Origin of the sequence: Streptomyces sp. SID9727 (assembly GCF_010550605.1) — a bacterium.
In the GTDB taxonomy this organism is placed as follows: Bacteria; Actinomycetota; Actinomycetes; order Streptomycetales; family Streptomycetaceae; genus Streptomyces.
The window spans coordinates 80,467-100,091 of record NZ_JAAGNI010000106.1; the positions used below are offsets into that span (position 1 = coordinate 80,467).

General features: G+C 69.0%; 16 protein-coding genes and 2 pseudogenes. 10 read left to right on the forward strand and 8 right to left on the reverse strand.

Translation table 11 applies throughout. The annotated features are described in order from the left end of the window. Nucleotides 1-157: 157 nt before the first annotated feature. Nucleotides 158-1,270 (reverse strand): LacI family DNA-binding transcriptional regulator, encoded by a 1,113-nt coding sequence (locus G3I41_RS06375; protein WP_164399310.1) that lies wholly within the window; start codon nucleotides 1,268-1,270, stop codon nucleotides 158-160. 371 nt (nucleotides 1,271-1,641) lie between these two features. Between G3I41_RS06375 and hisC the strand changes: the two genes are divergently transcribed. The 5 genes from hisC (at nucleotide 1,642) to G3I41_RS06400 (ending at nucleotide 10,822) form a co-directional block, all read left to right on the forward strand. Next, nucleotides 1,642-2,721 (forward strand): histidinol-phosphate transaminase, encoded by a 1,080-nt coding sequence (gene hisC / locus G3I41_RS06380; protein ID WP_164399311.1) that lies wholly within the window; start codon nucleotides 1,642-1,644, stop codon nucleotides 2,719-2,721. 239 nt (nucleotides 2,722-2,960) lie between these two features. Beyond that, entirely contained in the window at nucleotides 2,961-4,469 is a 1,509-nt protein-coding gene (locus G3I41_RS06385; RefSeq protein ID WP_164399312.1) for a cytochrome ubiquinol oxidase subunit I, read from the forward strand. A gap of 16 nt (nucleotides 4,470-4,485) precedes the next feature. Further along, nucleotides 4,486-5,487: a cytochrome d ubiquinol oxidase subunit II gene (gene cydB, locus G3I41_RS06390; RefSeq protein ID WP_164399313.1), complete on the forward strand. Its 1,002-nt coding sequence runs from the start codon at nucleotides 4,486-4,488 to the stop codon at nucleotides 5,485-5,487. 45 nt (nucleotides 5,488-5,532) lie between these two features. Next, nucleotides 5,533-9,057 (forward strand): thiol reductant ABC exporter subunit CydD, encoded by a 3,525-nt coding sequence (cydD, locus tag G3I41_RS06395; RefSeq protein ID WP_164399314.1) that lies wholly within the window; start codon nucleotides 5,533-5,535, stop codon nucleotides 9,055-9,057. Nucleotides 9,058-9,145: 88 nt separating this feature from the next. Further along, on the forward strand, nucleotides 9,146-10,822 hold the full coding sequence (locus tag G3I41_RS06400; RefSeq protein WP_164399315.1) for a GAF domain-containing protein: 1,677 nt from the start codon (nucleotides 9,146-9,148) through the stop codon (nucleotides 10,820-10,822). 64 nt (nucleotides 10,823-10,886) lie between these two features. Here G3I41_RS06400 and G3I41_RS06405 read toward each other — a convergent pair whose 3' ends face one another. Further along, nucleotides 10,887-11,771 (reverse strand): Cof-type HAD-IIB family hydrolase, encoded by an 885-nt coding sequence (locus tag G3I41_RS06405; RefSeq protein ID WP_164399316.1) that lies wholly within the window; start codon nucleotides 11,769-11,771, stop codon nucleotides 10,887-10,889. Nucleotides 11,772-11,895: 124 nt separating this feature from the next. Between G3I41_RS06405 and G3I41_RS06410 the strand changes: the two genes are divergently transcribed. Beyond that, on the forward strand, nucleotides 11,896-12,762 hold the full coding sequence (locus tag G3I41_RS06410; protein WP_164399317.1) for a DUF72 domain-containing protein: 867 nt from the start codon (nucleotides 11,896-11,898) through the stop codon (nucleotides 12,760-12,762). 15 nt (nucleotides 12,763-12,777) lie between these two features. Beyond that, nucleotides 12,778-12,937, forward strand: a pseudogene (locus tag G3I41_RS06415) (LLM class flavin-dependent oxidoreductase); the annotation flags it as partial. Between the two features lie 119 nt (nucleotides 12,938-13,056). Here the strand turns inward: G3I41_RS06415 and G3I41_RS06420 are convergent. Further along, the gene (locus G3I41_RS06420; RefSeq protein WP_343242068.1) at nucleotides 13,057-13,371 is read right to left on the reverse strand and encodes a hypothetical protein; all 315 of its coding nucleotides are present in this window, start codon (nucleotides 13,369-13,371) and stop codon (nucleotides 13,057-13,059) included. Between the two features lie 108 nt (nucleotides 13,372-13,479). Here G3I41_RS06420 and G3I41_RS06425 point away from each other — a divergent pair. Then, nucleotides 13,480-13,695, forward strand: a pseudogene (locus G3I41_RS06425) (LLM class flavin-dependent oxidoreductase); the annotation flags it as partial. 451 nt (nucleotides 13,696-14,146) lie between these two features. After that, nucleotides 14,147-15,070 carry a hypothetical protein gene (locus tag G3I41_RS06430; RefSeq protein ID WP_164399318.1) on the forward strand — a complete coding sequence of 308 codons (924 nt, stop codon included), beginning with the start codon at nucleotides 14,147-14,149 and terminating at the stop codon, nucleotides 15,068-15,070. A 421-nt stretch (nucleotides 15,071-15,491) separates the two neighbouring features. On the opposite strand, the gene G3I41_RS06435 is transcribed toward G3I41_RS06430, so the two are convergent. From G3I41_RS06435 to G3I41_RS36305, 4 genes are all read right to left on the reverse strand, one after another. Beyond that, on the reverse strand, nucleotides 15,492-16,394 hold the full coding sequence (locus G3I41_RS06435; protein ID WP_164399319.1) for an LLM class flavin-dependent oxidoreductase: 903 nt from the start codon (nucleotides 16,392-16,394) through the stop codon (nucleotides 15,492-15,494). Nucleotides 16,395-16,507: 113 nt separating this feature from the next. After that, complete coding sequence (locus G3I41_RS06440; protein ID WP_164399320.1) at nucleotides 16,508-16,987, reverse strand: NUDIX domain-containing protein; 480 nt, start codon at nucleotides 16,985-16,987, stop codon at nucleotides 16,508-16,510. Nucleotides 16,988-17,057: 70 nt separating this feature from the next. Next, a complete protein-coding gene (locus G3I41_RS06445) occupies nucleotides 17,058-17,630 on the reverse strand; it encodes an FkbM family methyltransferase (RefSeq protein WP_343242073.1) in 573 nt (190 codons plus the stop codon). Next, complete coding sequence (locus G3I41_RS36305; protein WP_203600300.1) at nucleotides 17,621-17,965, reverse strand: hypothetical protein; 345 nt, start codon at nucleotides 17,963-17,965, stop codon at nucleotides 17,621-17,623. The genes G3I41_RS06445 and G3I41_RS36305 overlap by 10 nt, the downstream gene beginning before the upstream one ends. 201 nt (nucleotides 17,966-18,166) lie before the next feature. On the opposite strand from G3I41_RS36305, the gene G3I41_RS06450 reads away from it, so the two are divergent. Then, nucleotides 18,167-18,571: an AAA family ATPase gene (locus tag G3I41_RS06450; protein WP_343242069.1), complete on the forward strand. Its 405-nt coding sequence runs from the start codon at nucleotides 18,167-18,169 to the stop codon at nucleotides 18,569-18,571. Here G3I41_RS06450 and G3I41_RS06455 read toward each other — a convergent pair. Further along, nucleotides 18,529-19,392 (reverse strand): glycosyltransferase family 2 protein, encoded by an 864-nt coding sequence (locus tag G3I41_RS06455; protein WP_343242070.1) that lies wholly within the window; start codon nucleotides 19,390-19,392, stop codon nucleotides 18,529-18,531. The genes G3I41_RS06450 and G3I41_RS06455 overlap by 43 nt on opposite strands. Nucleotides 19,393-19,625: the final 233 nt, after the last annotated feature.

Below are 19,625 nucleotides of genomic sequence, written 5' to 3' on the forward strand. Positions count from 1 at the left end.
GTCGCGCCGCCGTACACCTGGCGGGCCGTGCTGGTCGGTTTGGTCCGCGGTGTCGTGCGCCCATCATAGGAATGCAGATCGTGCTCTGGGACGCACCAGGGGTGGCAAATCCTTCCACATGCCAGGTTCTTCGGTCGATTGGTCCCAATTACGATGATCAGTCCCCTGCCGGGGAACGCGGCGCACTGACCGTGGTGCGCGGCGGCCGGCGTTGCGAGGACGTCCGGACGATGAGTTCCGTCGGCACCACCCGTTCCACCGGCCCGTCCTGATCGATGCCCTCGATGGCGTCGATGAGCAGTTGGACGACTGCCGTGCCGATCCTCCGGGGCTTCAGCGAGAGCGTCGTGATGGGCGGCTCGGTCGTCGCGTACACCGTCGATTCGCTGCAGCAGACGAGGAGCAGGTCCTCCGGGACGCGCAGGCCGTAGCGGCGGGCGGCCGCCAGCAGGTCCGTGCCGTTCGGGTCGAAGAGCCCGTAGACCGCGTCGGGGCGGTCCGGGCGGGCCAGCAGCCGGTCGGCGGCCACCGCTCCCGCGCAGGGGTCGTGGGCGGGGTAGGACTCGTAGACCGGATCCTGGCCCACCCGCTCGCACCAGTGCAGATAGGCGGTGGTGGAGAGCCGGGTGTACGTGTCGGTCGTGGTGCCGGTGAGGAGTCCGATACGACGTGCCCCGGCGGCGGCGAGATGGTCGAGGAGGTCGAGCACGGCGGCCCGGTGGTCGTTGTCCACCCAGGCGGTGACGGGCAGCGACCCGGCGGGGCGGCCGTCGGAGACGACGGGCAGGCCCTGCCGGACCAGTTCGGAGACGACCGGGTCCTGGTCGGACGGATCGATGACGACGGTGCCGTCGAGCGCCACGTTGGACCAGACGTCGTGGCGTGACGTGGCCGGCAGGATGACCAGGGCGTAGCCGCGGGCGAGGGCCGCGGAGGTGGCCGCCCTCGCCATTTCCGCGAAGTACGCGAACTCGGTGAAGGTGAAAGGTTCATCCCCGTACGTCGTCACGGTCAGGCCGATGAGGCCGGACTTGCCGGTACGGAGCGTGCGGGCCGCCGCGGAAGGGCGATAGCCCAGGCGCTCTGCGACCTCGCGGACATGGCGGCGGGTGGCGTCCGGGAGCCTGCCCTTGCCGTTGAGCGCGTCGGAGACGGTCGTGATGGAGACGCCGGCCGCGGCGGCCACATCCCGGATTCCGGCACGTCCCTGCCTGCCGCCGCGCCGGGGGGTCTCCGTCCGGCTCACCTGGTGCTTCCCTGCTGCTGTCATGGCGAGCCGATAGTAGGGGTCGGGCGGGAAATTGGCCCGGTCGCATATGCACGCGTTGACAGGCACGTTTCTGCAAGGTCATCTGGTGAGAAATGCCTTATGAAACAAGGCGGTTGGTGGCCCACACCGACATGTGTCATGCGTCCGGCCGGATGGACCTGCCGAGGAGGCGAGGTCTCGAGGAGGTCTCAACTCACCTTTTCGAGGGACGCGCGCCACGGAGTGAGCCACCAGCGCGCGCCACGCGAGGTCACGCTCCCCCTCATTCCGGGGTTCACCGGACGAATCCGCTGTGCACCCGTTCGCAGCGGCGCCCAATCCTCATAAGGTGAGCAGTATTGATGTGTACGGATGGTCGAGGAGGACCTGCGGTGAGCGAGACGAGCCCCAAGCTGCGCGCCGAGCTGGACGGCGTTCCCGCCTATGTTCCGGGCAAACCGGCGTCGGCGGACGGACCGGCCGCCTTCAAGCTGTCCTCCAACGAGAACCCGTATCCGCCGCTGCCGGGGGTGATGGAGAGTGCGCTCGCAGCCGCTGAGCACTTCAACCGCTACCCGGACATGGCCTGCACCGGTCTGATGAACGAGCTGGCCGACCGATTCGGTGTGCCCGTGTCGCATCTGGCCACCGGAACCGGTTCGGTCGGTGTGGCCCAGCAGCTGCTGCAGGCCACCTCGGGCCCGGGCGACGAGGTGATCTACGCCTGGCGATCCTTCGAGGCGTACCCGATCATCACGCAGGTCAGCGGCGCGACCTCGGTCAAGGTGCCGCTGACCGACGGTTATGTGCACGACCTGGACGCGATGGCGGACGCGATCACCGACCGGACGCGGCTGATCTTCGTCTGCAACCCGAACAACCCGACCGGCACCGTCGTGCGCAGGGCCGAGCTGGAACGATTCCTCGACCGGGTGCCCAGCGATGTGCTCGTGGTGCTGGACGAGGCGTACAAGGAGTTCATCCGGGACACCGAGGTCCCCGACGGTATCGAGATCTACCGGGACCGCCCCAACGTGGCGGTGCTGCGGACGTTCTCCAAGGCGTACGGGCTCGCGGGGCTGCGGGTCGGCTTCGCGGTGGCCCACGAGCCGGTGGCCGCCGCGCTGCGCAAGACGGCGGTGCCGTTCGGCGTCAGCCAGCTCGCCCAGGACGCGGCGGTGGCCTCGCTGCGCGCCGAGGACGAGCTGCTCGGCCGGGTCGGCTCGCTGGTGTGTGAGCGGGACCGGGTCTCCGAGGCCCTGGCTCGGCAGGGCTGGACGGTGCCCGAGTCCCAGGCGAACTTCGTCTGGCTGCGCCTGGGTGAGCGCACCCTGGACTTCGCGGCGGCCTGTGAGAAGGCCGGCGTGGTGGTCCGGCCCTTCGCGGGTGAGGGTGTGCGCGTGACGATCGGTGAGAGTGAGGCGAACGACCTGTTCCTGAAGGTGACGGAGTCGTTCCGCCAGGAGCTGTAGCCGGCGTCGTCCGGCAGCAGGGCCCCGCATCTCGTGAGAGGTGCGGGGCCCTTTCGTATGCCCGGCGCGGGGCCGGCGGGTGGCAGGGGGACCCCCGGGCGAAGGCCCCGAAAGTGTGTGCGCCATAATTGCTTGTGAATGTGAACGCGTTCACAAGCGTGTCCTGCTTCCTCCCGTGATCCCTCGGATTTCACGGACAAATCGCCGCTGCGGCGGCGGTGACGTAAGGAGAAGACGACGTGGAGCTAGCTCTGGCGCCGGAGACCCTGGCGCGATGGCAGTTCGGTACGACGACCGTCTACCACTTCCTCTTCGTTCCTCTGACGATCTCTCTCGCGGCGCTCACCGCCGGCCTGCAGACCGCCTGGGTGCGGACGAACAAGGAGAAGTACCTCAGGGCCACCAAGTTCTGGGGAAAGCTCTTCCTGATCAACATCGCCATGGGTGTCGTCACCGGCATCGTCCAGGAGTTCCAGTTCGGGATGAACTGGTCCGACTACTCGCGGTTCGTCGGTGACATCTTCGGGGCTCCGCTCGCGTTCGAGGCTCTGATCGCGTTCTTCTTCGAGTCCACCTTCATCGGCCTGTGGATCTTCGGCTGGGACAAGCTGCCGAAGAAGATCCACCTCGCCTGCATCTGGATGGTGTCCCTCGGCACCATCCTCTCCGCCTACTTCATCCTGGCGGCCAACTCCTGGATGCAGCACCCGGTCGGCTACCGCATGAACAAGGAACGCGGACGTGCCGAGCTCACCGACTTCTGGCACGTGCTCACGCAGAACACCGCGCTGACCCAGTTCTTCCACACCATCACGGCCGCCTTCCTGGTCGGTGGCGCGTTCATGGTCGGTATCGCGGCCTGCCACCTGGCCCGCAAGAAGCACATCCCGGTGATGCGGACCTCGCTGCGGCTGGGCCTGATCACCGTGGTGATCTCCGGCCTGCTGACCGCCGTCAGCGGTGACCAGCTCGGCAAGGTGATGTTCAAGCAGCAGCCGATGAAGATGGCGGCGGCCGAGGCGCTGTGGGACGGGCAGAACGCGGCGCCCTTCTCGATCTTCGCCTACGGAGACGTCAGCAAGGGCCACAACTCCGTCGAGGTCTCCGTACCCGGGGTGCTGTCCTTCCTCGCCGACGACGACTTCCACTCGTACGTGCCCGGCATCAACGACATCAACAAGGCGGAGCAGGAACGCTTCGGCCCCGGTGACTACCGGCCCAACATCCCCGTGGCCTTCTGGAGCTTCCGGTGGATGATCGGCTTCGGCATGGCTTCGTTCGGCCTCGGCATTCTCGGCCTGTGGCTCACCCGGAAGAAGTTCATGCTGCCGGAGGCGATGCGCACGGGCGAGGACGAGGTGCCGCGTCTGGTCCTGTTCAAGACCAAGGCCCTGAGCCCGCGCCTCGCCCGGTGCTACTGGATCGTCGCCCTGTGGACCCTGCTCTTCCCGCTGATCGCCAACTCCTGGGGCTGGATCTTCACCGAGATGGGGCGGCAGCCCTGGGTGGTCTACGGCGTGCTCCGGACCCGTGACGCGGTCTCCCCCGGGGTCTCCCAGGGCGAGGTGCTGACCTCGCTGATCGTCTTCACCGTGCTGTACGCGGTGCTCGCCGTCATCGAGGTCCGGCTCCTCCTGAAGTACATCAAGGCCGGACCGCCGGAGCTCACGGAGGACGACCTCAACCCGCCCACCCGGATCGGCGGCGACCACGAAGACGCCGACCGGCCCATGGCCTTCTCCTACTGAGAGCGGGAGCCGAGAAATGGAACTCCACGACGTCTGGTTCGTGCTCATCGCCGTCCTGTGGACCGGCTACTTCTTCCTGGAGGGCTTCGACTTCGGGATCGGCGTCCTCACCAAGCTGCTGGCCCGGGACCGCAAGGAACGGCGGGTGCTGATCAACACCATCGGCCCGGTCTGGGACGGCAACGAGGTCTGGCTGCTCAGTGCCGGTGGAGCGACCTTCGCCGCGTTCCCCGAGTGGTACGCCACGCTGTTCTCCGGCTTCTACCTGCCGCTGCTGCTCATCCTGCTCTGCCTGATCGTGCGCGGCGTCGCCTTCGAGTACCGGGCGAAGCGGCCCGAGGAGAAGTGGCAGACGAACTGGGAGCACGCGATCTTCTGGGCCTCGCTGATCCCCGCCGTGCTGTGGGGTGTGGCCTTCGGCAACATCGTGCGGGGCGTGAAGATCGATGCGCACATGGAGTACACGGGCAGCGTTCTGGACCTGCTGAACCCCTACGCGCTCCTCGGCGGCCTGGTCACCCTCACCCTCTTCACCTTCCACGGCGCGGTGTTCGCGGGGCTGAAGACGGCCGGCGACATCCGGGCCCGGGCGCGCGGACTGGCGCGGAAGCTGGGCGTCGTCACGGCCGTGCTCGCACTCGCCTTCCTCATCTGGACCCAGGCCGAGAACGGGGACGGGCGGAGCCTGATCGCGATGGTCGTCGCCGCGGTGGCGCTGGTCGGTGCGATCGTGATGATCGCGGCCGGCCGGGAGGGGTGGTCCTTCGCGCTCTCCGGTCTGGCCATCGCCGCGACGGTCGCCATGTTGTTCCTGACGCTCTTCCCGAACGTCATGCCGTCGTCGTTGAACGACGCCTGGAGCCTCACGGTCACCAACGCCTCGTCCAGCCCGTACACGCTGAAGATCATGACCTGGTGCGCCGGTATCGCCACCCCGGTCGTACTGCTCTATCAGGGGTGGACCTACTGGGTGTTCCGCAAGCGGATCGGCACCCAGCACATCGCCGAGGCGCACTGACGCAGTGAGTGCCCTGACCGAGCCGAGCCGCAAGGGATGTTTCACGTGAAACCGATCGACCCGCGCCTGCTCCGCCACGCCCGCGCCACACGCCTGTTCATGGTGGCCGTGGTGGTTCTCGGCCTGGCCGGGGCGGCGCTGGTCATCGCCCAGGCCATGCTCATCGCCGACATCGTGGTGGGCGGGTTCGAGGAAGGGCTCTCGGCGGCCGGGCTGCGCACTCCGCTCCTGCTGCTCGCGGCGGTCGCGCTCGGGCGGGCCCTGGTCGCCTGGCTCACCGAGCTGGCCGCCCACCGGGCCGGTGCGGCCGTCAAGTCCGAACTGCGCCGACGGCTGCTCGACCGGGCCGCGGAGCTGGGGCCGGACTGGCTGAGCGGGCAGCGCACCGGCTCGCTGGTGACGCTGGCCACCCGGGGGATCGACGCGCTGGACGACTACTTCGCCCGGTATCTGCCGCAGTTGGGTCTCGCGGTGGTCGTGCCGGCGGCCGTGCTGGCCAGGGTCGTGACCGAGGACTGGGTATCCGCGGCGATCATCGTGGTCACGCTGCCGCTCATCCCGCTCTTCATGATCCTGATCGGCTGGGCGACCCAGTCGCGCATGGACCGTCAGTGGCGGCTGCTTTCCCGGCTCTCCGGTCACTTCCTCGATGTGGTGGCGGGACTGCCGACGCTGAAGGTGTTCGGCCGGGCGAAGGCACAGGCCGAATCCATCCGCAGGATCACTGCGCAGTACCGCCAGGCAACTCTGCGCACTCTGAGGATCGCCTTCCTGTCGTCCTTCGCCCTCGAACTCCTCGCCACCCTCTCAGTGGCCCTCGTCGCGGTCACCATCGGCATGCGGCTCGTGCACGGTGAACTCGACCTGTACACCGGTCTGCTGGTTCTGATCCTCGCGCCCGAGGCGTACCTGCCCATCCGACAGGTGGGGGCGCAGTTCCACGCGGCCGCCGAGGGCCTTTCGGCGGCTGAGGAGGTCTTCGGGGTCCTGGAGACGGAACCCCGCCCGAGCGGTACGGGGGAGGTACCCGGATCGCTGCGACTGGAGCTGGAGGGGGTGACGGTACGGCACGAGGGGCGGTCCGAGCCCTCGCTCGCCGCCACCTGGCTCACCGTCGAGGAAGGGGAGACGGTCGCCCTGGTCGGCCCGAGCGGTGTGGGCAAGTCCACGCTGCTGAACGTGGTGCTGGGCTTCACGGCCCCCGACGAGGGCCGGGTACGGGTCGGCTCCACCGATCTGGCGGACGTCTCCCTCGAACGCTGGCGGGAGCGCATCGCCTGGGTGCCGCAGCGCCCCCATCTCTTCGCCGGCACCATCGCGGAGAACGTGAGGCTCGCCCGGCCCGCCGCCGACGACAGCGCGGTGACGGCGGCGCTGCGTGACGCGGGGGCGTACGAGTTCGTGCGAGGGCTCCCGGACGGCGATCGCACGGTACTCGGAGAGGACGGGGCCGGTCTCTCCGCGGGCCAGCGGCAGCGGATCGCGCTCGCCCGGGCCTTCCTCGCCGACCGCCCGGTGCTGCTGCTCGACGAGCCGACCGCGAGCCTGGACAGCGAGACGGAAGCGGGGATCGTCGAGGCCGTACGGAGGCTGGCCGCGGGCCGGACCGTTCTGCTGGTGGTGCACCGGCCGGCGCTGCTGCCGGTCGCGGACCGGGTGGTGACACTGACGTCGTCGGCCGCCGTGACCCGGGAATCCCCTGGCGCGCTGCCCAGGGCGTCCAGTTCCGCGAGCGTGCCCGGCGACATCCTGCCGACCGAGCCGGCGTCCACGGACGAAGCGCCCGGGGAGACCACGTCATCGCGCCGGCACGTGCTGACCCGGATCCGGGACGCCGCGGGCGCCCAACGTGCCCGGTTCGGGCTCGCCCTGCTGCTGGGAAGCCTCGCCCTGGGATCCGCCGTCGGGCTCATGGCGGTCTCCGGCTGGCTCATCTCCCGGGCGTCCGAGCAGCCCCCCGTCCTCTATCTGATGGTCGCGGTGACGGCCACCCGTGCCTTCGGCATCGGCCGGGCGGTCTTCCGTTACGCCGAGCGCCTCGTCTCGCACGACGCGGTCCTGCGGATGCTCGCCGAACTGCGCGTCGCCGTGTACCGCAGTCTGGAGCGCATCGCTCCGGGCGGACTGCGCGGCGCCCGGCGCGGGGATCTGCTCTCGCGGCTGGTCGCGGACGTGGACGCGCTCCAGGACTACTGGCTGCGGTGGCTGCTGCCTGTCGGTACCGCCGTCCTCGTGGGCGCCGCGACCGTCGGCTTCACCGGCTGGCTGCTTCCCCAGGCGGGCCTGGTCCTGGCCGTGGGGTTGCTACTGGCGGGCGCCGGGGTCCCGCTCGTCAGCGCTGCCTGCGCCCGCCGCGCGGAACGCCGACTGGCCCCCGCCCGCGCCGATCTGGCCACCCGGATCACCGATCTGCTGGGCGGGACGGCCGAGCTGACCGTGGCGGGCGCCCTGTCGGGGCGCGCGGCCCGTACCCGTGCGGCCGATGCGGCCCTCACCCGGATCGCGTCGCGTGCGGCGACGGCGACCGCGCTCGGGAGCGGCCTCACCGCTCTGATCGCCGGCCTCACCGTGGTGGCCGCCGCGCTGGTGGCCCTCCCGGCGGTGGCGGACGGGCGGCTCGCCGGTGTGGAACTCGCCGTCGTCGTCCTCACCCCACTGGCCGCCTTCGAGGCCGTGACCGGTCTCCCCCTCGCCGCCCAGTACCGGCAGCGGGTCAGCCGGAGCGCGGAGCGCGTGTACGAGGTGCTGGACGCCCCCGTGCCCGTGCGGGAGCCCGAAGCGCCGGCCGCGACGCCGGCGAGCCCGTTCCCGCTGGAGGTGCGCGGGCTGTCGGCCCGGTACGCGGACGCAACCGACGACGCGCTCGCCTCCGTGGACCTCACGCTGGAGGCGGGCCGCCGGATCGCCGTCGTAGGGCCCTCGGGGTCCGGCAAGACCACGCTGGCCCAGGTGCTGCTGCGCTTCCTGGACGCGCGGACGGGTACCTACCGGGTCGGCGGCGTGGACGCCTCGACGCTGGACGGTGACACCGTGCGGAGGCTCGTCGGGCTGTGCGCCCAGGACGCCCATGTCTTCGACAGCACGCTGCGGGAGAACCTGCGGCTCGCCCGTCCCGCCGCGACCGAGCCCCAACTGCGCGACGCCCTGGCCCGGGCCCGCCTGCTCGACTGGGCGGACGCGCTGCCAGACGGGCTGGACACCCTCGTCGGGGAGCACGGCGCCCGCCTCTCCGGGGGCCAGCGCCAACGGCTCGCCCTGGCCCGGGCCCTGCTCGCGGACTTCCCCGTCCTCGTGCTGGACGAGCCGGCCGAGCACCTGGACCTGCCGACCGCGGACGCCCTGACGGCGGACCTGCTGACGGCGACCCTGGGACGTGCGACGGTTCTGATCACGCACCGGCTCGCCGGTCTCGTAGCCGTGGACGAGGTGGTGGTCCTCGAGGAGGGCTCGATCGTGCAGCGGGGTCCGTACGACGTACTGGCCTCGGTCGACGGGCCGCTCCGCCGGATGCTGGCGCGGGAGCGGGAGAGCATCGGGCGGCCGGAAGGAGCCGTGGGGGCGCGCTCGTAGGCTCTGCCCCGCTGCTGCACCTGCCTTCCGGTCGGAGCGCAACCGCTTCCGACTTTCCAGGTCAAATATGACTAATTAGGCTCACGGTATGTCTGAGGAGGAACCGGCCAGGAGCCTGCAGGGCCTGTCCACCGAGCTCACCGCCCAGGTGCCGCGCCTGCTGGAAGCCATGCGCTCCGTGGGGACCGGCCTCGAACTGCATTCCACGCTCGACCGGATCTGCGAGACGGCGGCGGAGCTGGCCCACGCCCGCTATGCCGCGATCGGAGTCGTCAACGACGAGGGTGAGGGGCTCTCCGACTTCGTCACCTATGGAGTTCCCGACCCGGTGGCGCACGAGATCGGCCGACGGCCCGACGGGCACCGGGGGCTGCTCGGCGCCCTCATCCACGACCCCCGTCCACTGCGCCTCGCGGATCTGACCACCGATCCGAGGTTCGCCGGATTTCCGCCCGGCCATCCGCTCATGCGCACGTTTCTCGGCGTTCCGATCAGGGTCCAGGGCGAGATCTTCGGCAATCTGTATCTCGCCGAGAAGGACGGCGGCGGCGAATTCAGCGACTACGACCTGCACCTGGTGCGGGTCCTCGCGACGGAGGCCGGGATCGCCATCGGCAACGCGCGGCTGTACGAGGCGGCCCGGCAGCGCGAGCGGTGGATCGACGGCTCGGTCGCCGTGACGACCGCGCTGCTCTCCGGCAGCGACGCCGACGAGGCGCTCACGGTCGTCGCGGAGCAGGCCCGCCGTCTCGCGGGTGCCGCGGCCGGCATCGTGCTGTTGCCGGCCGAGGGTGGCGGCCTGGAGATCGTCGCCGTCTCGGCGGATGACCCGGCCGACTCGCTCGGGGTGATCGTTCCGGCCCAGAGCCCCGTGGTGGCCATGCTCCTGAGCGGCGAGGCGGTTTTCGTGGACGACTCGGCCACCGACACCCGGCTGATCACCAGGCTGGCGGATCCGTTCGGTCCGAGCATGCTGCTGCCCCTGCGCAGCGGGGGCCGGGTGCTGGGCGCGCTGGCGATGCCCCGGGCCAGGGGTGACCGGTCCTTCACGGAGACGGAGCGGACGCTGGCCACCCAGTTCGCCTCGCAGGCCGCGCTGGCTCTGATGATGGCCGACGCCCAGCGCGACCGGGAACGCCTCGCGGTCTACGAGGACCGCGACCGGATCGCCCGCGACCTGCACGATCTGGTCATCCAGCGGCTGTTCGCGACCGGGATGATGCTGGAGAGCGCGCAGCGGCGGTCGGACGTGCCGGAGGTGCAGACCGGGGTCGGCCGGGCGGTGGACGAGCTGGACGTGACCATCCAGGAGATCCGGACCGCGATCTTCGCGCTCCAGCAGGAACCGGCGGAGGCGCCGTCCGGGCTGCGCACCCGGGTCCTGCGCGAGATCAACATGGCCGCCGTGCCCCTGGGTTTCAAGCCGTCCCACCGCTTCGTCGGGGCGGTCGACTCCCTGGTCGGCGAGCTGACGGCCAAGAACCTGATCGCGGCGCTGCGGGAGGCGCTGTCCAATGCCTTCCGGCACGCCGCCGCGGCGCGCATCGAGGTGGTCGTGGACGCGACCGTCACGCTGGACGACGGGCGGAACGCGGTGCGGCTCTCGGTTGCCGACGACGGGGTGGGCATGCCGGAGGGCGGACGCCGCAGCGGTCTGCGGAACCTGGCCCGCCGGGCGGAGTCGCTGGGCGGGGCGAGCTGGTTCGAGCAGGGGATCGGGGAGGACGGCGGCGGTACGACGGTGGTGTGGCAGGCACCGCTGTGAGCAATGCCGCGCGGCTTGAGGGGCGGGCTGAGCCCAGGGGGCCCGGGCCGCGGGCCCCCTGGGCTCAGCGTCCCGCCAGGCTTCCCGCTCGTTCGGCGAGGATGCGCTCGATGACCACGGCCACGCCGTCCTCGTTGTTGGTGACCGTGCGGCCGGACGCGGCGGCGAGGGCGGCCGGGTGGGCGTTGCCCATGGCGTACGAGGTGCCGGCCCAGCTCAGCATCTCCACGTCGTTGGGCATGTCACCGAAGGCGACGACCTCGGCGGCCGCGATGCCGCGCTCGGCGCAGCACAGTTCGAGGGTGCTGGCCTTGGAGACGCCCGGCCCACTGATCTCGATGAGTGCGGTGGGGCTGGACCGGGTGAAGGTGGCCCGCTCCCCGGCGGCCGCCCGGGCCAGCGCCAGGAACTCGTCCGGGTCCAGCTCGCCGTGCTTGGCGAGCAGCTTCAGCACGGGCACGCCCTCGCCCGGGACCTCCTCGTGCAGCAGCTTCTCCGCGACCGCGATGGTGGCACCCGGGTCGAGGTGGAAGGGCGGATAGGCGGGCTCGTAGTGGATACCGGTGGCCAGCTCGACGGCGAAGGACGTGCCGGGTGCGGCGGCGCGCAGCGTGTGGACGACGTCCAGGGCCGTCTCGCGCTCAAGGCCCCGCACCTGCAGCAGCCGTCCACCGGCGTGCAGATCGGCGACGGCGGCGCCGTTGGCGCAGATCGCCAGACCGTGTCCGTGGACGTGGTCACTGACGACGTCCATCCAGCGGGCGGGGCGGCCGGTGACGAAGAAGACCTCGACGCCCGCTTCCTCGGCGGCGGCGAGCGCCCGGATTGTGCGGTCCGAGACGGTCTTGTCGTCGCGGAGAAGAGTGCCGTCCAGGTCCGTGGCGATCAGCCGGGGAGCGACAGGCGCGGACTGCTCGATAACGGTGGTCACCCGTACATTCTCGCGCATGAAAGCGCACGGGCGTGCGGGGGGTCGCACATTTGAGAGCCGCAGCTCTGACCTCCGAACATACCCCCGGCATATGTCCGTGTCGCCCCGGAGTCGTGAGGAGTAGACGGGGAACACGGGCGGGATGGGAGAGATCCGGGTCGGCACCTGCTCATGGACGGACAAGGCCCTGTTGGCCAGCGGCTGGTACCCGCGGGGCAGCCGCGACGCGGAGGGCCGGCTGCGGCACTACGCCGCGCGGTTCCCGGTGGCCGAGGTGGACTCCACGTATTACGGGCTGCCCAGCATCCGCAACAGCCGCTTGTGGACCGACCGCACCCCGGACGGCTTCCGGTTCGACGTGAAGGCGTTCTCCCTGCTGACCGGGCACCCCACCCGGCCGGAGGCGCTTCCGCCCGACCTGCGCCCGGCCTTCGCGCGAGGGCGGGCGGGTGCCGACCCCGGACTGCTGGACGAGGTGTGGCAGCGGTACAGCGCCGCGCTCGAACCGCTGCGGGCGTCCGGCCGGCTGGCCACGCTGGTCTTCCAGTTCCCCGCCCGGCTCGTACCGGGGAGACCGGCGGAGGAGTTCCTCCGGCGGTGCCGGGCGCGTGCGGCGGGATGGCCGGTGGCGGTGGAGTTCCGGCATCCGGGCTGGTGGCACGGGGACCGGGCGGATGAGACGGCTGCCCTGCTGACGGATCTGGACGCGGCTGCCGTGGCCGTGGACATGGTCCAGACGCTGCCGTCCTCCGTGCCTCCCGTCGTACGGGTCACCCACCCGCGGTTCGCCCTCGTGCGCCTGCACGGTCGCAGCAGCGCGTGGGGAACGGGGACCAAGGAGGAGAGGTTCCGTCACACGTACACGACCGAAGAGCTCTCCGAGTGGGTACCGCGGGTCCGCGAGATGGCCGCGCAGGCGCACGAGGTCCATGTGCTCTTCAACAACTGCTGCGGCGACGCCGCCGTCCGCGCCGCGCACGCGATGCGGCACCTCCTCGACCTTTCCTAGGGCCGCCCCGTGCGACTGGGCACCGTGATCTGCCGATCCACCGCTGGCACCAGGGCGGACGCGAGCGCGGGCGGCGCGCCGAGGAGCTGGGATTTCACGCCGCCTACACCTGTCCTGGCGGGCCTTCCGGGACAGCCCGTGGTTCGGTGCGCTGCCGACGCTCACGGCAGCCGCTCCCCGAACGCCACAAGATCTTCCTTCAGTTCGGCACTACGGCGTAGTACCTGTGCGAGGTCTGTGACGGGATTCATGTCGCGCTCCGAAGTGCCTCGGCACTCGTCCGATTCCTCTTCATCAGCAACCGGCCCAGCGTCGGTACGCATCGATCCAGCGCGCTCCCGCCGGGGGTGGTTGCGGCAGTGGCGGTTCCGCCAGGCCGATGTCCTGACGGATCCCATTCCGATCGCAACGGGCGACCATGCGGCAGTCGTTCGTGAGGCGGATCTCGACCACGTTCACCTCGACCCCCAGGACGGTCGTGGTGAACGGCACGTCCAGGTGCTCATCGATGACCGCCAGGAATCCGTTGACGGCCTCGACCTCGTCGTACGTGTCGACGGTCGCCTCTTCGATCAGCGCGTCGAGTCCGGCGCCGCTCCTCTTGTCCACGCTGCCAGATCAGCGAGCCGCGCGTGCCCGGTCGCCGGCCTCCACGGGAGTGCCGGTGGGTCGTGCTTCACCGCCGGTGCGCAGTCCATGGCCCATAACATCGTGCTCATGCGTCTGAGTACTGTCATTCTGCCGATCCACCGCTGGGCCGAAGGCCGGAGGGTGTGGGAGAGCGCCGAGGAACTCGGCTTCCACGCGGCCTACACCTACGACCACCTGTCCTGGCGGTCGTTCCGGGACGGGCCGTGGTTCGGGGCTGTCCCCACGCTGACGGCAGCAGCTGCGGTGACGCGGAGTATGCGATTGGGCACCCTGGTGACTTCAGTCAAGCCTCGTTCGCGCATCACGGCATGATTATGGACTCGATCGGCTCGGAGGTAAGCGCCGGTCATTCGTATCGTCATGCCTGCCGCGCCGGCAGGCTGTAACACCTCTCGTTACGCATCCCCAATCTCCCGGGGCGTCACGCCGTGGCGCGTCAAGCCCGAGCGCTGACATCGAGTCCGCGCCGCGCCCTCCCCGTCGGGCCAGGTTCCTTGCTTGTTTGAGGCGGTGTATCGACTACTGCCCATGACCGCCAACCGGCACAACAGCTGTCATCGCGTTGACCTCACCTCGATTGGTGCTGCGGCGGGCAAGCGAATGAGGCCAGCGCCGACGGTGGCTCATTAAATCGATTGGTTGATCGAAAAATTGAAATAATCGACAACGTGTTCTATGTATTTAGGTGTCAGCTCCACATCTATCACCCGCCTGGCCGTGTACTATCCCTCGTATGACCAGTCGACAGCTCTCGCTGGGCAGTGGCTTGACGCCGCCAGCCGAGATCAAGATGACACTTACTCTTGTTACGCCCCAATTGGCAAGGGAATGGTTGAAGCGCAACGTTAAGCATAATCGCCCCATCTCCACTGCGAAAGTGAAGCAGTGGCGAAAGGCGATTGATGAGGGGCGTTGGAAGCTTACGCATCAGGGAATTGCTTTTGACCCTGACGATAATTTGATCGATGGGCAGCACCGCCTCATGGCTATTGCGGCCGGTGATATCCCGATCTGGCTTCCGGTGTTCTATGACGTTCCAGCGGAATGTTTCGCGGTCTTGGACGTCAACTACCATCGAAGTGCCGCAAATTCTCTAAGTATCGCCGGTCATAAAAATACCGCCACGCTTGCCGCTACGATCAAGCTGGTTGCCGCCTATGATGCGAACAGTTTTTCTTCCTCCAGTAGTAGCATGACCAATGAAGAGCACCTAGCGTTGGTCAAGGAGATGCCCGGCATTGAGGAGGCCACGAACTTCGGCCTTCGCCTCTGGAAGGCGATTCAAATTACCCCCTCTGCTGCCGCAGCTAGCGCTCACATCACTAGGCGTGAACGCAGGGATCTCTCTGATACGCAATGGGGAAGCTGGGAGGAGGGGCTCATTACGGGTGCGATGCTACCCGGAAACGATCCTCGATTGAACTTGCGCGAAGCAATGAAAAAGAGGGCGATCGAAAGCATTGCCGCTAAGGCTGCCAGTGATGCTGGCCGAGTGAAGATCCATGCCACTCGCGATATCGCTAAAGGGCAGATCGCCACCTATATTCTGGCTTTCAATGCCTGGATCGAAAACAGGAAACCGCGATCCTTTGCGTGGAACCCGAGCGAGGGTGTCATGCCGATCGTGACATCTGTTCCGTTCGCGCGACGAAGCTGAAATCCTCGCTGGCGCCTCTGGGCTCGCTATGGATACATGAGCTGGTTACTCGTAATCCTGGTGGCCCGGTGTGTCTTGTTGGTTCCCTATAGACCATGCTCGACGTTCCGTAGGAGTAGGTTGAGCGTGGTGCCTGATTCCTGTGCGAGCACCAACCGGCTCCCATCGCATCCTGGCGCAGGATGGGCTACTTATGGCCCCGAGTCACCTGCGTGATCGGCGAATCCTGGGACACTTGGGGTATCCAAGGCGGCGGATTGGCTCTACGTGGACAAGCCCGCTCACGAAGTGCGAGGCTGAAAAGGGACATCGCTGGCGGCTTGGTCGAAATGTCTCCCACCTGATCAATCACCCCGCCGAGCATGACCGTTTATGGCGCCATCCGCCCGCTGACTCTGCTGTAGCTAGGCGTGGCTCGCGGTCAACCGAGCTGAGCCAGCCCATCCGTTGTAATTCGCTCGAAGACGGCCTGGTCGGCGGCGAAGCCGGAGTCGGAAATCGGCCAGTGGATCACGATCTCGGTGAAGCCGAGCTCTTGGTGGCGGCCGGCGAAGTCGACGAAGGCGTCTACGGACTCCAGCGGCCTGTTCCGGTCGGGGGTGAAGCCGTGGAGCAGGATCTTGTCGAGGTCGGCCACGTCACGGTCGGCCTCGACGCACGCCTTGCCGAGCCTCGCGATCTGTCCGCGCAGGGCCTCCACCGACTGATCCGGGGTCCCCTCCTCGTACAGCTTCGGGTCACCGGTCGTCACCCACGCCTGCCCGTACTTCGCTGCGAGCTTCAGGCCGCGTGGGCCGGTCGCAGCCACCGCGAACGGCAGGCGGGGCCGCTGTACGCAGCCGGGGAGGTTGCGGGCCTCCTCGGCCGTGTAGAAATCGCCCTTCTGTGAGACGGCGCCCTCGGTGAGCAGGCGGTCGAGCAGTGGCACGAACTCGCCGAACCGGTCCGCCCGCTCCTTGGGCGTCCACGGCTCCTGGCCGAGTGCGGTGGCGTCGAAGCCGTTGCCGCCGGCGCCGATGCCGAGGGTGACGCGTCCGCCGGAGATGTCGTCGAGCGAGATCAGTTCCTTGGCGAGCGTCACTGGGTGCCTGAAGTTTGGCGACGTAACCAGGGTGCCCAGGCGCAAGCGGTCCGTAGCCGTGGCGGCTGCGGTGAGGGTGGGCAGCGCGCCGAACCACGGGCCGTCGCGGAAGCTGCGCCATGAGAGGTGGTCGTAGGTGTACGCGGCGTGGAAGCCGAGTTCCTCGGCGCGCTGCCACTTGGCGCGGCCACCCTCGTGCCAGCGGTCGACAGGAAGGATCACGGTGCTCAGGCGCAGGCTCATGCCGGTGAGCCTACGTCGAGCGCGTCCTGGTCTCGGCTCGACGTAGGCGAGTCCCCACTGTTCAGGCCCCGGGTGCCGTGTGGCCGCCGGGCAGCCCAGAACAGTGAGAAGATTCACCTCGTGACGGTGGCCGGCCATCCGTAGCGGGAGAAGGAAGGGCCGCCGTCCCTGTACGCAGCGAGGGCTTGCGCGGCGGTCGGGAACGCGGGCTCGGGGAGGCATTCGGACGCGAGCCACTGAACCGCCAGGTGCTTGTCCGGTTCGGCGTTGGTCAGTTCACCAGTCCACGTGTCGGTGGCGAAGGCGAAGAGCACGAACTGCCCAGACCGGTCCCAGCCCTGCTCGACGTGAACGACGTGGACGAGTGAGAGGTCGGCCGGGTCGACGAGAAGGCCCGTCTCCTCCTTGAGTTCGCGGGCGGCGGCCTCATCGAGGGGTTCGCCGGGTTCGGCCTTGCCGCCGGGAAGGGTCCAGACCGGTTTCGGGGACCAGCTACGGGCCCCGTAGAGCAGGGATGCGACCGTGTCGGTGTTTTTGTCGTGGACGATCACGCAGACCGCATTGCGACTGTTCATCACACTGTTGCTGCTCACCGGGTCCGCTCCTTGTCGATGTACTTCGGATTCTTCGGGGTCGTGCCGGCATCAGGGGGTGCCAGCTCCCTCATGCGAGGTGGTCCGCATCGGTGCGCGAGAACACCAGGTCGGTCATCCCCTTGGGGACCGTGGTGCATCGAACGGGCGGCTGCGGGTGGCGCATGGTCCTGGGATAGGTGGCCGGGTCATAGTCGTTGGCGAGGCTGTACGCGTGGAAGCCGTTCTCGCTCAGGATGTCGATGATCCCGGTGGCGCTCTCGCCCTGCTTGGCCAAGAGCCGAGGGGTGACCTCCACGACAAGTTCCGCGTCGTCCGGCAAGTGCGCGAGCGCCGGTAGGAGTCCGCGGAGGGCTGCTGCTTCGGCGCCTTCGACGTCGATCTTGATGACCCGAGTGGTAGCGAACTGGGCGCTGCTGATGAGGCCGGCCAGGGGCGCGGTCTGTACGTCGAAGGTCATGTGGGCGTGGCGGGGCCGCACGGCGGTGGTGTGGCCGAGGTTGGTGGGGTCCTCCAGGTACAGGGTCTGCCTGCCGTGAGTGTCGGAGACTGCCGATCGGATCGACTGGATGTTGGTGCGGCGGTTGGCAGAGATCGCGGCGGTCAGGTCGTCATGGAACCGCGGGAAGGGCTCTACGGCGATGACGTGTCCGTGGGGGCGACTGCGTGGGAGGCGAGGAGGCTGAAAGCGCCTCGGTGGGCTCCGACGTCGATGAAGGTGTCTCCAGGGCGAAGCCGGTCACGGAGGAAGGCGCTCAAGTTGGGCTCCCACTCGCCGAACAGGTACTGGTAGCGCTGGATGACGTCGCTGGTGGTCACGCCGATCTTGTCGCCGGACCGCAGCCCTACGGTGGCGTGGACGGGGTGGGTTCGCAGGTGCTCGTCGAGGAAGCGACCGACGAGCCGGGCCTTGCCCAACGTTCCGGGGGCGTAGCGGACGTAGGCCCGCAGCACGCGGGCGAGTGCGGAGGCGGACACGGGCGGTTCCTTCGGGTGGTGGTCAGGCGGAACGGGGCTCTGGGCCGGCCGACGGTGACAGACTGGCCAGGGGACGTTGGTGGTGTTGAAGGGAGTTGGCGGTGGCCGAGCGCACTCCGGTGGTGTTCCTGCTGGGGGGGCTCACCGGCTCGGGGAAGACCGACCACCTATGCCCAGCGGAGGTTGGAACCGGAGGGCGCTGTGCGGCTGTCGGTGGACGAGGTCGTCCATGAACGGCACGGTCGGTACGGCGTCGACTACCCGGAGAACACCTACTTCGAGAAGGAGGCTCCGGTCGTCGCCGAGCTGCACGAGCGGCTCGCCGAGTTGGTTGCCGAGGGCCGGGACGTGGTGTGGGACCACGGGTTGTGGCCGCGTAAGGACCGCGATGCGATGAAGGAGCTGGTGGAGGCGGCCGGCGGCCGGTGGCGGCTGCTGTACTTCCCGGTGGAGCGCCAGGAGCTGCTGCGCAGGCTGGCGGAGCGCAATGAGCGGGAAGACGCCAACGCGCTGGTCGTGACTCCGGAGGCGCTGGACGACTTCTTTGCCCGCTTCGAGGAGCCTCAGGACGAGGGCGAGGAGACTGTCGAGCCGGGCTGGCTCTGAGCCGTGTGCGGGCGCCAGATGGCTGTGATCTTGGCGGCTTCGGTGGCCCAGCCGCTCGGCAGCCGATCAAGCGTGACGTGCCGGAAGGCCAGACGCGGGTCGGCGACATCGATTCGGCCATTGTGGCGGTCGATGTGCTGCAACAGGCGGGACGCCTCGCTGCGGACAGCCGGGGTGTGTTCAGCCCAATCGCCGGACGTGAACCGGTCGACCCTTCGGCGCAGGTCGTCCAGGATGCCCGAGCGCCACTTGAAGTGGTGCACGCATGCGAGCGTGTTCAGGTCGGGCTTGTGGCCCGGTGCCCGGTGGTTGCCGGACGCAACGGCCACCGAGGAGTGGGTGAGGACGATCTTGCGGGGATCGCCCTTGAGCAGTCGGTGGGTGAGGTGCCCGCCGAGCGGGAAGGACCGGTCCAGTCCGATTTCCGGGCGCCACAGCGCCAAGCGGCCGTCGTTCGTGGCGCGGTCGAGCATCAGCCCACCGATCACCTTGTGCTTGGCGGCCTCGGCCCAGGCGGTCATCTCGGTGAGCGGGGCGGGGTAGGTCTGGAACTCGTCGGAGTCGGCGATCAGGTGCCAGCCGGGGCCTGCCTGCTCGCGCAGGAAGTCGCGGAGCCGGGTGTTGGTGTGCTCGTGCCAGGGGCCGGTGCTGATCCGGGCAGGGACAATGCCGAGGTCGTGGCTGGCCGCGACGAGCTGGTGCCGCCAGGCGTCGTGGATGTGGTCGGGGAAGTGGAAAGCGAGGTGGAACCGCTCGACGCCGAGCCGGCGGTAGTGGGCAGTCCAGGCGGCCAGCAGGGCCGGTTCGACCGGGCCGACCACCGCGACCAGGGCGTGGTGGCTCAGGCAGCCGTTTCGTATCGCGACGCGGTCATCAGGTCGGCCAGCCGTGCCGCGCTGTGAGGGCTGATCGTCGTGGTGAAGCCGGCGCAGACACGCCGCAGGGCCTGGGCTCGGGCTTCCTCGTGTCGTGCGGTTCGGGTCGTGGTGGCGGTTGTCGGTGCTGGGGTCGCCTGGGGCGGCGGGCGCACGGGCAGCTCCTTGCGGCCGGTGCG

Bases quoted from the DNA above. Each gene is read 5' to 3' on its own strand.
- G3I41_RS06410 (WP_164399317.1), top strand. From the start codon at position 11,896: ATGGGAGAGATCCGGGTCGGCACCTGCTCATGGACGGACAAGGCCCTG.
- G3I41_RS06435 (WP_164399319.1), bottom strand. From the start codon at position 16,394: ATGAGCCTGCGCCTGAGCACCGTGATCCTTCCTGTCGACCGCTGGCAC.
- G3I41_RS06405 (WP_164399316.1), bottom strand. From the start codon at position 11,771: ATGCGCGAGAATGTACGGGTGACCACCGTTATCGAGCAGTCCGCGCCT.
- cydB (WP_164399313.1), top strand. From the start codon at position 4,486: ATGGAACTCCACGACGTCTGGTTCGTGCTCATCGCCGTCCTGTGGACC.
- G3I41_RS06400 (WP_164399315.1), top strand. From the start codon at position 9,146: ATGTCTGAGGAGGAACCGGCCAGGAGCCTGCAGGGCCTGTCCACCGAG.
- G3I41_RS06430 (WP_164399318.1), top strand. From the start codon at position 14,147: ATGACCAGTCGACAGCTCTCGCTGGGCAGTGGCTTGACGCCGCCAGCC.
- G3I41_RS06375 (WP_164399310.1), bottom strand. From the start codon at position 1,270: ATGACAGCAGCAGGGAAGCACCAGGTGAGCCGGACGGAGACCCCCCGG.